This window comes from Halpernia sp. GG3 (assembly GCF_052976925.2).
The window spans coordinates 306,698-321,400 of record NZ_JBRIIR020000010.1; the positions used below are offsets into that span (position 1 = coordinate 306,698).

At 33.2% G+C, this 14,703-nt stretch carries 13 protein-coding genes; 11 read left to right on the forward strand and 2 right to left on the reverse strand.

All coding sequences use genetic code 11. The annotated features are described in order from the left end of the window. The first annotated feature begins 2 nt into the window (after nucleotides 1-2). From carB to pheA, 8 genes are all read left to right on the forward strand, one after another. A complete protein-coding gene (gene carB / locus ACVBED_RS05810) occupies nucleotides 3-3,188 on the forward strand; it encodes a carbamoyl-phosphate synthase large subunit (protein WP_473094661.1) in 3,186 nt (1,061 codons plus the stop codon). Between the two features lie 99 nt (nucleotides 3,189-3,287). Further along, complete coding sequence (locus ACVBED_RS05815; RefSeq protein ID WP_447119298.1) at nucleotides 3,288-3,995, forward strand: YqjF family protein; 708 nt, start codon at nucleotides 3,288-3,290, stop codon at nucleotides 3,993-3,995. Between the two features lie 51 nt (nucleotides 3,996-4,046). Then, nucleotides 4,047-5,582, forward strand: coding sequence for an ABC transporter permease/substrate-binding protein (locus ACVBED_RS05820; RefSeq protein WP_473094662.1), 1,536 nt, complete (start codon nucleotides 4,047-4,049; stop codon nucleotides 5,580-5,582). Between the two features lies 1 nt (nucleotide 5,583). After that, nucleotides 5,584-6,225: an ABC transporter ATP-binding protein gene (locus tag ACVBED_RS05825; RefSeq protein ID WP_447119303.1), complete on the forward strand. Its 642-nt coding sequence runs from the start codon at nucleotides 5,584-5,586 to the stop codon at nucleotides 6,223-6,225. Between the two features lie 82 nt (nucleotides 6,226-6,307). After that, a complete protein-coding gene (locus ACVBED_RS05830; protein ID WP_447119305.1) occupies nucleotides 6,308-6,784 on the forward strand; it encodes a DUF1203 domain-containing protein in 477 nt (158 codons plus the stop codon). 29 nt (nucleotides 6,785-6,813) lie between these two features. After that, entirely contained in the window at nucleotides 6,814-7,857 is a 1,044-nt protein-coding gene (locus tag ACVBED_RS05835; protein WP_447119306.1) for a bifunctional transcriptional activator/DNA repair enzyme AdaA, read from the forward strand. Between the two features lie 76 nt (nucleotides 7,858-7,933). After that, nucleotides 7,934-8,536 carry a DUF2911 domain-containing protein gene (locus tag ACVBED_RS05840; protein ID WP_447119308.1) on the forward strand — a complete coding sequence of 201 codons (603 nt, stop codon included), beginning with the start codon at nucleotides 7,934-7,936 and terminating at the stop codon, nucleotides 8,534-8,536. A 63-nt stretch (nucleotides 8,537-8,599) separates the two neighbouring features. Next, nucleotides 8,600-9,439, forward strand: coding sequence for a prephenate dehydratase (pheA, locus tag ACVBED_RS05845; protein ID WP_447119310.1), 840 nt, complete (start codon nucleotides 8,600-8,602; stop codon nucleotides 9,437-9,439). A 46-nt stretch (nucleotides 9,440-9,485) separates the two neighbouring features. Here the strand turns inward: pheA and ACVBED_RS05850 are convergent, their stop codons facing one another. Continuing rightward, complete coding sequence (locus ACVBED_RS05850) at nucleotides 9,486-10,766, reverse strand: replication-associated recombination protein A (protein WP_447119312.1); 1,281 nt, start codon at nucleotides 10,764-10,766, stop codon at nucleotides 9,486-9,488. An 89-nt stretch (nucleotides 10,767-10,855) separates the two neighbouring features. On the opposite strand from ACVBED_RS05850, the gene yidD reads away from it, so the two are divergent. From yidD to ACVBED_RS05865, 3 genes are all read left to right on the forward strand, one after another. Beyond that, a complete protein-coding gene (gene yidD, locus ACVBED_RS05855) occupies nucleotides 10,856-11,110 on the forward strand; it encodes a membrane protein insertion efficiency factor YidD (protein ID WP_447119314.1) in 255 nt (84 codons plus the stop codon). 7 nt (nucleotides 11,111-11,117) lie between these two features. Then, nucleotides 11,118-11,987 (forward strand): prolipoprotein diacylglyceryl transferase, encoded by an 870-nt coding sequence (lgt, locus tag ACVBED_RS05860; protein WP_447119316.1) that lies wholly within the window; start codon nucleotides 11,118-11,120, stop codon nucleotides 11,985-11,987. 71 nt (nucleotides 11,988-12,058) lie between these two features. Next, nucleotides 12,059-13,045: a DNA topoisomerase IB gene (locus ACVBED_RS05865; protein ID WP_447119318.1), complete on the forward strand. Its 987-nt coding sequence runs from the start codon at nucleotides 12,059-12,061 to the stop codon at nucleotides 13,043-13,045. On the opposite strand, the gene ACVBED_RS05870 is transcribed toward ACVBED_RS05865, so the two are convergent. Beyond that, nucleotides 13,042-14,541: an NAD(P)H-hydrate dehydratase gene (locus tag ACVBED_RS05870; RefSeq protein ID WP_447119320.1), complete on the reverse strand. Its 1,500-nt coding sequence runs from the start codon at nucleotides 14,539-14,541 to the stop codon at nucleotides 13,042-13,044. The genes ACVBED_RS05865 and ACVBED_RS05870 overlap by 4 nt on opposite strands. Between the last annotated feature and the right edge of the window lie 162 nt (nucleotides 14,542-14,703).

Genomic DNA, 14,703 nt, shown 5'->3' on the forward strand with positions numbered 1-14,703 from the left:
AGATGGCAAAAAGGACAGACATAAAAACAATTTTAGTTATTGGAAGTGGTCCAATAATCATCGGTCAGGCCGCAGAATTTGATTATGCGGGAACGCAAGCCTGTTTGGCTTTACGCGAAGAAGGTTACAGCGTAATTTTGATTAATTCTAATCCTGCTACAATTATGACGGATGTAGAAATTGCCGATAAAGTTTATATCGAACCAATTTCTTTAGAATTTGTAAGTCATATTATTCGCAAAGAACGTCCAGACGCGCTTTTACCAACTTTGGGCGGTCAAACTGGTTTAAATATGGCGGTAGAATTACAAAATTCAGGAATTTTAGATGAATGTAAGATTGAAATTTTAGGCACAAAATTATCAGCCATCAACCAAGCCGAAGACCGCGATTTATTTCGAAATTTAATGCGTGAATTAAACGAACCTGTTCCCGATTCTGAAATCGTTCATAATGTGGAAGAGGCTTTAAACTTTGCTCAAAAAATAGGCTTTCCCTTAATTGTTCGTCCTGCTTTTACGATGGGCGGAACTGGCGGCGGAATTGCAAATACGTTAGAAGAATTAAAAGAAATTACCAGTTTTGGCTTAAAATACAGTCCAGTTCGTCAATGTTTGGTAGAAAGATCGATCGCAGGATTTAAAGAAATTGAGTACGAAGTCATGCGCGACAAAAATGACAATGCAATTGTAGTTTGTAATATGGAAAACATTGATCCAGTCGGCGTACACACAGGCGATTCAATCGTAGTTGCACCATCACAAACACTTTCTGACAGAGAATATCAAATGCTAAGAAATTCTTCATTAAAGATTATTCGCGCCTTGGGAATTGAAGGCGGTTGCAACGTTCAGTTGGCTTTAGATCCGCATTCTTTTAATTATTTTATTATTGAGGTAAACCCAAGAGTATCCCGTTCCTCGGCATTAGCGAGTAAAGCAACCGGTTATCCGATTGCAAAGATTGCCGCTAAAATCGCAGTGGGTTTGACTTTAGATGAGATTATGAATCCAGTTACCGGAACTTCTTATGCGTGTTTTGAACCCGCTTTAGATTATGTCGTGACAAAATTTCCACGTTTTCCTTTTGACAAATTTGAAACTGCAGACCGCCGACTTTCCACGCAAATGAAAGCTACGGGTGAAGTAATGGCAATTGGCCGTAATTTCGAGGAATCTTTACAGAAAGCCATTCGTTCTTTGGAAACTGGTTTAAGACATTTGGGTTTAAAAACCAAAATCGCAGAAGCGATGTCTGATGAAGAAATCGAACGCAGAATAAAAGTTTGTGATGATGAACGGTTATTTATTATTTGTGATGCTTTGCGAAAAGGCTACAATTGGGAAACCATTGTAGAATGGTCGAAAATTGATAAATTTTTTATCTGGAAACTTAAAAAACTAATTGATTTTGAGAAAGAAATTGCCGCGAATAAATTTAATTTAGAAACTTTAGAAAAATCAAAAAAACTCGGATTTTCTGATATGAACATTGCGCATCTTTGGGGAATTTCACAGCGTGAAGTTTTTGATTTTCGAAAGAAAAACAACCTAATGCCCGTTTACAAAATGGTCGATACTTGTGCTGCGGAATTTGAAAGCGAAACGCCTTATTTCTACGGAACTTATGAAGAAGAAAACGAAAGTATTCCTTCAAATCGAGAAAAAATAATTGTTTTGGGTTCTGGTCCAATTCGAATTGGGCAAGGCGTAGAATTCGATTACGCCACAGTTCACTCGGTTTGGGCAATAAAAGAAATGGGTTATGAGGCAATAATTATTAACAATAATCCAGAAACTGTTTCTACTGATTTTTCAATTTCTGACAAACTTTATTTTGAACCTTTAACGGAAGAAGATGTCATGAATATCATCGAACTAGAACAGCCAAAAGGTGTTGTGGTTCAGTTTGGTGGACAAACAGCCATAAATTTAGCCGATAAATTAGAAGCACACGGCGTGAAAATCTTGGGAACTTCACTGGAAGATCTAGACCGCGCTGAAAATAGAAATAAATTTGAAGCCGCGCTGCAAGAAATGGGAATTCCGCAGCCTTTAGGTAAAACCTGTTTTACAACACAAGAAGCGTTGGTTATTGCGAGTGAAATTGGTTTTCCAGTTTTAGTCCGTCCGAGTTATGTTTTGGGCGGAAGAGCCATGGAAATCGTTTATGACAATGATGAACTAGAATATTACATGACAAATGCGGTGAAAGAAAATTCCGAACATCCTATTTTAATCGACCGTTATTTAACTGGAAAAGAGGTTGAAGTTGATGCCATTTCCGATGGCGAAACAGTCGTGATTCCTGGAATAATGGAACATATTGAAAGAGCAGGCGTCCATTCTGGCGACTCGATTGCCGTTTATCCGCCTCAAAATATTACTGAAAAACAAATTGCTACATTAGTTGATTACACCGAAAGATTAGCAAAAGGATTGAATATTATTGGTTTAATGAATATTCAATATGTTTTATTTGAAGGGGAAGTTTATGTGATAGAAGTCAATCCACGCTCAAGTAGAACGGTTCCTTTCTTATCTAAAATTACGGAAATCCCAATGGCGAATTTAGCCACGAAAGTCATTCTTGGGCAAAAGTTAAAAGATTTAGGTTATAAAACTGGTCTCGCGCCAATTAAAGATGGAATTTTTGTTAAAGTCCCTGTTTTTTCTTTTTCTAAATTAACGAGAGTCGATATTTCTCTCGGACCGGAAATGAAATCTACAGGCGAAGTTATGGGAAAAGACATCACTTTGGAAAAGGCTTTATATAAAGGCTTAATTGCTGCGGGAAGAAAAATGCCACTTCACGGCGCCATCCTTTTCACCGTTGCGAATAAACATAAAGCGGAAGCGGCAGTATTGGCAAAAAGATTTCAGGAAATTGGTTTTGAAATTTGGGCGACAGAAGGCACAGCAAATTATTTTGAAGCTGAAAATATTAGAACGAAAATCGGCTATAAAATTGAAGAAAATCCAGAAATTAATCTAATTGATTTAATTCAAAACGGAAAAGTTCAATACATTGTAAATACGATGACCAAAGGAAAACAATCTGAAAGAGACGGTTTCCAAATACGTCGGACTTCGGTAGAAAATGGCGTTCCGTGTTTAACCTCAATGGATACGGTGGAAGCCATTTTGAAAGTGATTGAAAGTATGAGTTTTAAAATGGAAGTGATGTGAAATCCTACATTTAACTAATAAATATCACCTTAAAACCTTCAGGAATGTAGTTACTTGAAGGTTTTTTATTCCTAATTTTACTTTTAAATAAAATAAAAAATGAGTTTTTTAACAGCGGAATGGAAAAATTTAGCAATGATTAATTACGAAATTGATCCCAAAATTCTGGATAAATACGTTCCGCCCGGAACGGAATTAGATTTATTTGAAGGAAAATGTTTCGTCAGTTTTATCGGTTTTTTATTTGAAAATGTAAAAATATTGGGCTTAAAAATTCCTTTTCATACCGATTTTGAAGAAGTGAATCTTCGGTTTTACGTTCGGCGTTTTGAAAATGGAATTTGGAAAAGAGGCGCGGTTTTTATCAGCGAAATTGTACCGAAATTTGCGATTTCTTTTGTTGCCAATACTTTTTACAATGAGCATTACCAAACGGTTTCAATGAAACATCAATTAAAGGTTAATAAAGATAGCAGGGAATTTATTTACCAATGGAAAGTCAATAATAAATGGAACACAATTCATTTAGAAACAAAGAAAGATGCCATTGATATTGAATTTAACTCTGAAACAGAATTTATTACGGAACATTATTTTGGCTACAATAAATTGAGCGAAAGCAAAACCATTGAATATGAAGTAAGACATCCGAGATGGCAACAATATGAAGTGACTAAAAATACTTCTGTCATTGACATTGAAGGCGTTTATGGAAAAGAATTTGCCTTCATAAAAGATTTAAAACCATCGTCAGTTTTATTGGCAATTGGCTCTGAAATTTCCATTGAAGTTAAACGAAAATTCTAATTTTATTGCGCAGAAAAAATATATGTTTTACCTTGTCTCAAAATATTTTTAATGAATCTTTGGGAACGCAGATTTTATTTTCTTAATCTTTTAGCAGAACACCTTCTTCTCTCTTTAGGTTCACTTTTGGCGGTTACTTTCTTGGGGATTTTACTTGGTATTTTTGCGTTTTATTCCGCTAAAAGTCGAAAAATTATTTTACCATTAATTAATTTTCTCTACACAATTCCATCGATTGCCATGTTTGGTTTATTAATTCCATTAGTTGGAATCGGTTTAAATAATGCTCTAATTGTATTAATTTTATATGGCTTACTTCCAATTGTTAGAAGCGTTTATACAGGCTTAAAGGAAGTGCCATCACAATTAGTAGAAGCCGCGCAAGGTTTGGGTTCCACCCAAGTTCAAGTGTTTAAAAAAATTTATTTTCCACTCGCTTTGCCTTCAATATTGTCGGGTTTAAGAATTACTGTTGTAATGATCGTTGCTTTGGCGGGTTTGGCGGCATTAATTGGCGCAGGCGGTTTGGGTCAAGCCATTTTCCGCGGATTAAACACAATGAATACAGGATTAATTGTCGCAGGTTCACTGGGGATTTCTTTATTTGCAATTCTTGGTGATCATTGGATCGCAACATTTGAGAAAGACAATAGTTTTCAAAGATTAATTTCAAAAAATGCGACTAATAAACAAAAGAATAGAATTATTTTCCCGAGTATATTTGTTTTGATTTGTTCAGTTTTGGCTATAATTTATATAAATCCTTTTAGTTTAAATAGTGCTAAAACGATTGTTGTTGCTTCCAAACCAACTAGTGAACAATTTATTTTAGGCGAAATAATCGCACAAGAAATTGAAAATAAAACAGATATTAAGGTGACCCGTAAATTTGGAATTGGTGGTGGAACAACTACTATACAACCAGCGATGCTTTCAGGTGATTTGGATGTTTACGTAGAATATACCGGAACGGCGTGGCTTAATGTATTAAAGGAAAAATTACCCCAAAACCATTTAATTAATTATAATGATTTAAATAAAATCTATCAAGAAAAATTTAAATTAAAATGGCTCGGACTTTTAGGTTTTAATAATACTTACGGTTTAGCGATTTCAAAAAAAAATCCTGAAAATATTTCAACTTATTCAGACCTCGCAATTCAAAGTCAAAAATTTACTTTCGGCGCTGAATTCGATTTTTTTGAAAGAAGCGATGCTTTTCCAGGTTTAAAAAAAATCTATCCATTTAAATTTAAAAAATTAGAAGAAATGGATATTAATCTTCGTTACAAAGCCTTTGAAGAGGCAAAAATAAATGCAGTCGACGTTTTCACGACTGATGCACAAATTAAAAATTTAAATTTACAAGTATTAAAAGATGATAAAAATTACTTTCCAAATTATGAAGCAGGAATTGTCATTCGGGAACAAATTTTAAAGAAATATCCAGAAGTTGAAAAATTATTATTAAAACTTCAGGGGAAAATTTCTACCGAAAAAATGCAGGAACTCAATTATGAAGTAGAAATTGAGAAAAAAAATCTAGCAGAAGTGGCTCGAAATTTCCTTAAAAATTTACAAAATTAATATGGAAAACAAAGCAATAATTTCCCTTAAAAATATTGATTTTAGTTATAATTCTAAAAAAATATTAGAAAACTTTTCAACCGATTTTGAGCGTGGAAGTTTCACTTGTATTTTGGGTGAAAGCGGCAGCGGAAAATCTACTTTACTCCGCATTATCAATGGACTATTAATTCCCCAAAGTGGTTTGGTTAAGGTTGATAGTGAAGTTTTAAGTTCAGAAAATTTAATTCGTATTAGATTAGAAATGGGTTACGTTTTGCAGGGTAATTCACTTTTTACACATTTAACGGTTTTTCAGAATATGATCTATTGTTTGAAATTGTTAAAAAAAACAGATGCTTTTTGCAAAGAAAAAATTTCAGAATTATTACCGTTAGTTGGATTAAATGAAGATTTATTAAATAAATTCCCAGATGAAATAAGTGGCGGACAAAAACAACGGGTAGGTATTATCAGAGCAATTGCGCACAATCCGAAAATAGTGTTGATGGACGAACCTTTTTCTGCTTTAGACAGTGAAACCCGGGACAAGTTGCAGATTTTAATGAAAGATATTCATCAAAAACTAAAAACTACTTTTGTAATGGTGACGCATTCTAAAGGTGAAGCAGAAGTTTTGGGAACGAGGATTTTGCAGATTTGATCTTTTTTTTACTTGAAAAATTACCTGTCCATTTTTCGGTTGCAAACAATAACTTCCTAAATTTAAATTTGCAATAAAAAAAATGGAAAATTTTAGAATTAAAGCGCTCAACAATTTAGATTTTCTTTATCTAAATAAATTATCAGATGACGAACTTACAGAAAAAAACATGGTAATAATGAAAGTAAATAAATTTCCCGGTTTTCCCTGCAGAGTTACTTTGGAAGACGCAGAAATTGGCGAAGAAGTATATTTATTAAATTATAATTTTCTTAATGTAGATTCTCCGTACAAGACAAACGGACCAATTTTTATTAGAAAAAACAAGAAAACTGTGCATTATTCAATCAATGAAATTCCAAAAATGCTAAACCACAGATTATTGTCCTTAAGAGTTTATGATAAAAAAAATATGATGATTTATACAGAAAATGAAATATTAGAAGGCAAATTTCTCCAAAAAAAATTACACCAGATTTTAGAAAATAGATCTGTTGATTATATTCAAATTCACAACGCAAAACCAGGTTGTTTTAATTGCACTGTTGAAAGAGTTTAAATTGAACAAAAAATTACTTCATTATTTTTATGAATCTCACCAACGAAATTATGTACCAGGCGTCACTAGATAAAAATCCAGAATTTTTGGGCGTTTATTGGATGGCGGTAAAAACGACCGGCATTTTTTGTTTGCCAACCTGTACCGCAAGAAAACCGAAAAGGGAAAATGTCGAGTTTTTTGAAACATCAAAAGAGGCTTTAGACAAAGGTTTCAGACCATGTAAAATTTGCAAACCTTTAGAAAATTCAGATTCAACGCCGAAAGAAATTCAAAAATTATTGAATGAAATTTCAGAAAATCCTGAATTGAAATTAAAAGATTCAGATTTAATTAAAAGAGAATTAAATCCAGCAACTATTAGACGGTGGTTTCTGAAGAATCACGGAATGACCTTTCAGGCATTTCAAAGGCAATTAAATTTAAATAATGCCTTTAAAAAAATTCAGGAAGGTGAAAATATTATGGAAACTGCTTATGAGAGCGGCTTTGAAAGTTTAAGTGGCTTTAATGAAAGTTTTAAAAAAATCTTTGGAAATTCGCCAACAAATTCTAAAACTCAAAATATTATTGATTTAAAAAGAATTGAAACACCACTCGGAATTATGTATGCAGCGTCGACAAAAGATGGGATTTGTATGCTTGAATTTGCCGACCGAAAAAGTCTGGAAACCGAATTTACGGATTTAGCAAAAACCTTTAATGGAAAAATAATTATTGGTGAAAATCCACATTTTAAATTATTGGAGAAAGAATTAGAATTATATTTTGAAGGAAAATTAAAAGAATTTACGGTTCCACTTTCGCCTGTGGGAACAGAATTTCAGAAATCTGTCTGGCAAGTTTTACAAAAAATTCCATACGGTGAAATCTGGAGTTATAAAAAGCAATCTGAAGTTTTGGGCGATGCAAAAAAAGTTCGTGCTGTTGCAAATGCAAACGGATTAAATAAAATATCAATCATCATTCCGTGTCACCGCGTGATTGGAAGCAATGGAACTTTAACCGGTTATGGTGGTGGAATTTGGCGGAAACAAAAACTTTTAGAACTTGAAAAGGCAATTCTTTTTTAAATGCGATACAAAAAAATTTAATTGTGGTGTGAAATTTTTGCTCAAATAAATCTTATCTTTAGCAAAATAAAAATTTATGAAGAAGTTAATATTCTCTACATTTTTTGCTTTAAGTTTATCGCTTTCTGCACAAAATTACTCGGTTCCTGTGGCAAGTCCAAGACAAACTGTGGATCAACAATTATCGGTTTCAAACATCAAAGTGGATTACGGAAGACCTGCGGTGAAAGGCAGAGAAGTTTTCGGAAAACTAGTTCCTTTTAATGAAGTTTGGCGCGCCGGTGCAAATACATGTACAAAAATTACTTTTGGACAGGATTTCATGTTCGGTGGTAAAATGATAAAAGCCGGAACTTATGGTTTATTTGTAATTCCTACCGCAACTGAATGGACGGTAATTTTAAATTCAGATTCTACACAATGGGGCGCTTATGATTTTAATGCAAAACTCAATGTTTTGGAAACTAAAGTTCCTGTTCAAAAATTGGCTGCAAAACAAGAATGGCTTAAAATTGAGTTAGATGATTTAACTGAAAACTCAGCCAATCTAACGTTTTCATGGGATATGACCAAAGCAAGTGTTCCAATAGTAGTGGCGCATCCTGAAGAAATCACGAAAATCCTTAGCCAATTAACAGAAATAAATAAAGTAAAAGGTGCTATCAATAAAATGAAATAATTTTTTCATCTATTTAATAATTTTAAAGCCGTTTTATAAGCGGCTTTTTTTTATTTTTGTTAAATGAAAATCGCTTATCTCGGTCCAGAAGCCAGTTTTACCCAACTTGCAACTTCTCAAATTTGTAAAAATGAAACCTTAATTCCGCACTCTAATATTTTAGATTGCTTTAACACGGTGGAAAACGGTGAAGTTGAAAAAGCAGTTGTACCATTAGAAAATTCCATTGGGGGAACCGTTTCTATGACTTTGGATTATCTGTATGATTTTAAAAATATTTCAATCGAAGCAGAAGTTGTTATGCCTATTGCGCACCATCTTTTGGTTAATAAAAATAATACTGATTTTGACACAATCATCTCTCATCCGCAAGCTTTGGCGCAATGTTATCATTTTTTAGACAAAAATTTTAAAGATTGCAATAAGAAAGATTTTTCTTCAACTGCAGCAGCGGCAAAATATGTTTCTGAAAATTCAGATAAAAAAATCGCTGCAATTGCCAATTCTTATGCTGCAAAATTATACGATTTAAAAATACTGAAGAAAAATATTCATGATTTTGAACAAAATCACACGCGATTTATAGTGATTTCTTTGGCTAAAAAATCTTTAAAATTAAAACAGAAATTTATAGGAGAAAAAACGTCTTTGATGGTCACTTTGCCGGAAGATCACGCCGGAGGATTGCATCAGGTTTTATCCGTCTTTGCATGGCGACAAATGAATTTAAGCAAAATTGAAAGCAGAACATTAAAAACCGGCTTGGGAAATTATTTTTTCTTTATTAATGTGGCGAATGAATGGCACCCAATCTTATCGGAAAATGCTTTAGAAGAATTGCAATCTATCGGCGCAGAAGTTAGATTTTTAGGACATTATAAAGAGTATAAACTCGAAAATTAAATTGTGGAGTTTTGAGTTTTTATAAATATTTTTTACGTTTATCTTTTCACTTGTACTTTCCTTTCCACTTTTTTTCTAAATCTTCTTTTATTTTTTTTTCAGTAGAATTATTGCCCGGATCGTAAAATATTGTCGCAGAAATTTCTTCCGGTAAAAACTCAGATTGTACGAAGTTTCCTTCGTAAGAATGGGCATATTTATAATCTTTGCCGTAATCTAAATCTTTCATTAATTTAGTAGGTGCATTTCTGAGATGCAGTGGAACTGGTAAATTTCCCGATTTTTTTACTATAGAAATGGCTTCATTAATCGCTTTATAAGTGGAATTGCTTTTCGGCGAAACTGCTAAATAAACCGCGCATTCACTTAGAATAATTCTGGATTCTGGGTTACCAATCACATTTACTGCTTGGAAACAATTATTGGCAATCACCAACGCATTTGGATTGGCTAAACCTACATCTTCTGCAGCTAAAATTAGCAGTCGGCGTGCAATAAACTTCACATCTTCACCGCCAACTAACATTCTTGCAAGCCAATAAACTGCTGCATTTGGATCAGAACCGCGAATAGATTTTATAAAAGCTGAAATAATATCATAATGTTGCTCGCCATTTTTATCATAAAGTGCCATCGTTTCTTGCAAAACAGAAAGCACATCTTCGTTATCAATTTCAGTTTTTTTTGAATTTAAATATTGACTTAAAACCAATTCGATAGAATTTATTAATTTTCGAGCATCGCCACCAGAATATTGTATAAAGGCTTCTTTATCTTTTAAAATAAATTGTTTATTATGAATTTCATTAAATTTATTTAAAGTAATCTCTGCTAATTCTACTAATTTTTCATAAGTCAGCGATTTTAAAACATAAACCTGACTTCGTGAAAGTAATGCAGAAACAACTTCAAAACTGGGATTTTCAGTTGTGGCGCCTATTAAAACAATCCAACCTTTTTCTACGGCGTGAAGTAAAGAATCTTGCTGAGATTTATTAAACCTATGAATTTCATCAATAAATAAAATCGGTGATTTACCTGAAAAAAGATTTTGTTTTTTTGCATCTTCAATGACTTCTCTTACGTCTTTTACGCCAGACGAAACGGCAGAAAGTTTGTAAAATTTTCTGCCAGATTGCTCGGAAATTATTTCTGCTAAAGTTGTTTTACCCGTTCCCGGCGGTCCCCAAAAAATTAATGAATTAAGCGCATCATTTTCCAGCATTTTTCTGACCGTTCCATTTTTTCCGGTAAGATGATCCTGTCCTAAAACTTCATCTAAATTTTTAGGTCTTAAAAGTTCTGCAAGTGGCGTGTTAGAATTCATTTGGAAGAAATCTGAAGTATTATAAAATTAAGTTAATTATAAATAGAGAGAATCAAATTTAAGATAATTTAAACTATTTTTGCAGTGTTTTGAAAGTGACACTCAATAAAATATTAACATTCCCTTTGGTAGTTTTAATAAAATTCTACCAATTTGCCATTTCACCGTGGTTACCAAAAAATTGCCGATTTGAGCCAACTTGCAGCCACTATATGGAAGAATCGCTTAAAACTCACGGTCTCTTTTATGGTTTTTATTTGGGTATGAAAAGAATTTTACGCTGTCATCCGTGGGGTGGAAATGGTTATGATCCTGTTCCAAATAAATATAATTTAAAAAAATAAATTTAAAATGTCCAAATTCTTAGTTTTTACATGGGATCCTTCCACCGGTTTTCATCTTGGTCCAGTTACGCTACATTTTTATAGTTTAATGTTCATTTTAGCCTTTGGTTTAGGTTATATCATAATGAGTAAAATTTATAAAATTGACAATGTAAATGAGAAATATGTAGAACCGCTTTTCACTTGGACATTATTAGGAACTATTTTCGGTGCTAGAATGGGGCATGTTATTTTTTATCAGCCAGAATTATTTCACCAAGATTTTTGGTCAGTTTTTTTACCAATTAGAACAAAACCAACGTTTGAATTTACTGGTTTCTCTGGTTTGGCGAGTCACGGTGCAACCATCGCTTTAATTTTTACAACGCTTTGGTATTCCTTTAAAATTATTAAGAAAAATCCATTTTGGGTATATGACAGAATTGGTATTGTGGTCGCTCTTGGTGGTGCTTTCGTGAGAATTGGAAACTTTTTTAATTCTGAAATTATTGGAAAACCAACGCCTGCTGGTTCTGCATTGGCTGTCTTGTTTCCACAACAAAGTTCTGAATACGGACCAATCGTACCAAGATATCCTGCACAATTATTTGAGGCAGGTGGTTATTTTTTACTTGCAATTTTGCTTTGGATTTTATACCGATACACTAATAAAAAATATCAGCAGGGTTGGCTTTTCGGATTATTTTTTATAATTCTTTGGGCAGTTAGATTCTTTGTTGAATTTCTAAAAGAACCTCAGGGCGATGAATTTATTCATTTTTACGGTCTAAATACCGGACAGGTTTTATCAATTCCTTTTATGATATCGGGTGTTGTGATTATGTTCTATTCAAAACATAATAAAATATCTGCCGAGCAGTCTGCCAAACCAGAATAATTTCATTTTTTTTCGGTTAAAAAATCTTTTTGGAATAGTTTTTAGTATAGTATTAAAAAAAATACTAAAATATGTATATTCGAAAAGGTTGCGGGAGAGGTTTTACTTATAAAAATTTATATGGGAGAACCGTTAATAATGAAACCCGAACGTGGATTGAGTCTTTAATCATCCCGCCTGCGTGGAAGGACGTTAAAATATCTGAAAATCCTGAAGATAAAATATTCGTTACTGGTAGAGACGAAAAAAACCGAAAACAATATATCTATAATCCAAAATTCAGAGAGGAGCAAAACTTTAAAAAATTCGATAGAATTGTAAATTTTGCAGAAAATCTTGAGCACATGCGCCGCGTAACTGGCCAACACATGCGTAAGCGAAAGTTAACGCGTGAGAAAGTACTTGCAACGATGCTACGCTTGATGGATGCAGCTTACTTTAGACCTGGAAGTTCACGATACACCAAGGATAATAAGACTTATGGCCTAACTACACTTAGGAGCAAACACCTGATTATCGATAATGACGAACTTATTTTTTCATACACCGGGAAATCGCATAAAGAGCAAGAAAGGCACATCGTCGACACAAAAATTGCTAAAATAGTTAAAGATTTAGATGAAATGCCTGGCTATGAAGTTTTCAAATACTATGATGAAAATGACAACATTATTGATGTAAATAGCAATGATTTAAATGCTTATATCCATGAAGTAATGGGCGACGACTTTTCTGCAAAAGATTTTAGAACTTGGGGCGGCACAATGATGGCGGCAATCGCATTAGATGAACTAGGAGCTTTAGAAGAAAAAGATCAAAAAGAACTTGATAAACGTATTAAAAATGCAATTATAAAAGTGTCTGAAAAACTTGGTAATACGCCTGCGGTAGCCAGAAGTTCTTATATCGACCCGCGCGTAATTGAAGCTTATACAGATGGTGAAACGATGACTTATTTCAAAAAAGAGATTGATAAAATGCTGAAAAATACTGAAAATCTCTCTGGAGAAGAGTTAGGTGTTTTGTGTCTCTTGAGAGCAAGATTGCGCAGGGATTAGTTATTTAAGCTGTTAAAAACCTTTCCAAGATTATTAATTAAATCTGTTGGGGACATCGACTCTTTGCTGTTTTGTAAAGCGGAAATGTCTCCAGATTTCCCGTGTAGCCAAACTCCAAAAATTGCCGCTTTTACAGGATCGTAATTTTCGCTTAAAAGAGCAGTTAAAATTCCAGTAAGAACATCTCCACTGCCACCTTTGGCCATTCCACTATTTCCGGTGTTGTTAAAGAATACCTTTTGATCAGGCGTAAAAACTTTTGTATGGTGACCTTTTAAAATAATAATGATTTTTAAAGTAGCAGCCATTTTCCGTGCTAGTTTTGCCTGTTCGTAAGAATTTTCACTTTCACCAAAAAGCCTTGCAAATTCTTTAGGATGTGGTGTTAAGATGGAGTTCTCAGGAATTGAATTTAATGTTGACCTATTTTGTGAAATAATATTTAAAGCATCTGCGTCAATCACCAAAGGTTTCTTTTGAATTTTTAAAAATTTTAAGACTATTTCTGAGGTTTCCTTATCAGTTCCTATTCCTGGCCCGATTCCGCAAACTGCATTTTTTGGTAAATCAATTGTTGTAATATGATTTTCGCCACCTTTTATGAACATTGCTTCCGGTGCCAAACTTTGTAAAATAGCATAACCACATCCTGGCGCGATAGTGAATGTAAGTCCGCTTCCACTTCTGAGCGAGGCTTTAGTCGCTAAAACAGCGGCGCCAATCTTGCCATAACTTCCAGCAATAAGAACTGAATTTCCAAAAGTTCCTTTATTAGAAAAATCTTCCCGTTTTTTATATATTGATTTCACCAAAATATCGTCAGAAATAAACCTATCTACATACTCTTGCTCAATCCATTGTTCAGAAATACCAATATTTAAAATTTTAATTTCTCCGCAGCAATTACCTGTTTCCGGATAAAGAAATGCCGTCTTCCAAAACTGAAAACTATAAGTGTTGTCTGCCCTAAAAACAGGGAAATCGATTGGTGTCATTTCATCAGCAAGTAAGCCCGATGGTATATCAACAGAAATTTTTACAGCATCTATTTTGTTTAAAATTCCAATTATTTCTGCGCTTTCATCTGATAATTTTCTATTCAATCCAATACCAAAAATAGCATCGATTATAAGGTCACTTTTTTCAATTTTAAAATTTTTGATATCAGAAAAGTCAAAAATTTCTAAGTCTTCAATTTTTCTAATTTTACTTAAATTATATTGTGCTGCTTCGGAATATTTTTCGTTTTTAAAATCAATAAATACCTTTACTTTAAAAAATCTATGGTGAAGTAATCTCGCTGCCACGAAGCCATCCCCACCGTTATTACCGTTGCCACAAAAAATAAAAATATTTTCCGATTCTTTAAAATCAGAAGTTATTGATTGTGATATTTGTTCACCCGCACGCTCCATTAAATCAACTTTTGAAATGGATTGTTCCAGACAAGTATATTTTTCTGCTGCTTCGATTTGCTTTTTTGTAAAAAGTTTCATTTCAAATATTAGAAGTTAGTTTAAATAATAATTTAAGAAGTTGCAGAAATTTTCTGATAATAAATGTAGTCAAAACTTTAGCTAAAATGACGAAAAATCCCGATTCCTGTTTGAAAATAAAAATTTTAGATAAAACTTATAATAATTTTTTTTGTAAAAATT

Bases quoted from the DNA above. Each gene is read 5' to 3' on its own strand.
- carB (WP_473094661.1), top strand. From the start codon at position 3: ATGGCAAAAAGGACAGACATAAAAACAATTTTAGTTATTGGAAGTGGT.
- ACVBED_RS05815 (WP_447119298.1), top strand. From the start codon at position 3,288: ATGAGTTTTTTAACAGCGGAATGGAAAAATTTAGCAATGATTAATTAC.
- ACVBED_RS05820 (WP_473094662.1), top strand. From the start codon at position 4,047: ATGAATCTTTGGGAACGCAGATTTTATTTTCTTAATCTTTTAGCAGAA.
- ACVBED_RS05825 (WP_447119303.1), top strand. From the start codon at position 5,584: ATGGAAAACAAAGCAATAATTTCCCTTAAAAATATTGATTTTAGTTAT.
- ACVBED_RS05830 (WP_447119305.1), top strand. From the start codon at position 6,308: ATGGAAAATTTTAGAATTAAAGCGCTCAACAATTTAGATTTTCTTTAT.
- ACVBED_RS05835 (WP_447119306.1), top strand. From the start codon at position 6,814: ATGAATCTCACCAACGAAATTATGTACCAGGCGTCACTAGATAAAAAT.
- ACVBED_RS05840 (WP_447119308.1), top strand. From the start codon at position 7,934: ATGAAGAAGTTAATATTCTCTACATTTTTTGCTTTAAGTTTATCGCTT.
- pheA (WP_447119310.1), top strand. From the start codon at position 8,600: ATGAAAATCGCTTATCTCGGTCCAGAAGCCAGTTTTACCCAACTTGCA.
- ACVBED_RS05850 (WP_447119312.1), bottom strand. From the start codon at position 10,766: ATGAATTCTAACACGCCACTTGCAGAACTTTTAAGACCTAAAAATTTA.
- lgt (WP_447119316.1), top strand. From the start codon at position 11,118: ATGTCCAAATTCTTAGTTTTTACATGGGATCCTTCCACCGGTTTTCAT.
- ACVBED_RS05865 (WP_447119318.1), top strand. From the start codon at position 12,059: ATGTATATTCGAAAAGGTTGCGGGAGAGGTTTTACTTATAAAAATTTA.
- ACVBED_RS05870 (WP_447119320.1), bottom strand. From the start codon at position 14,541: ATGAAACTTTTTACAAAAAAGCAAATCGAAGCAGCAGAAAAATATACT.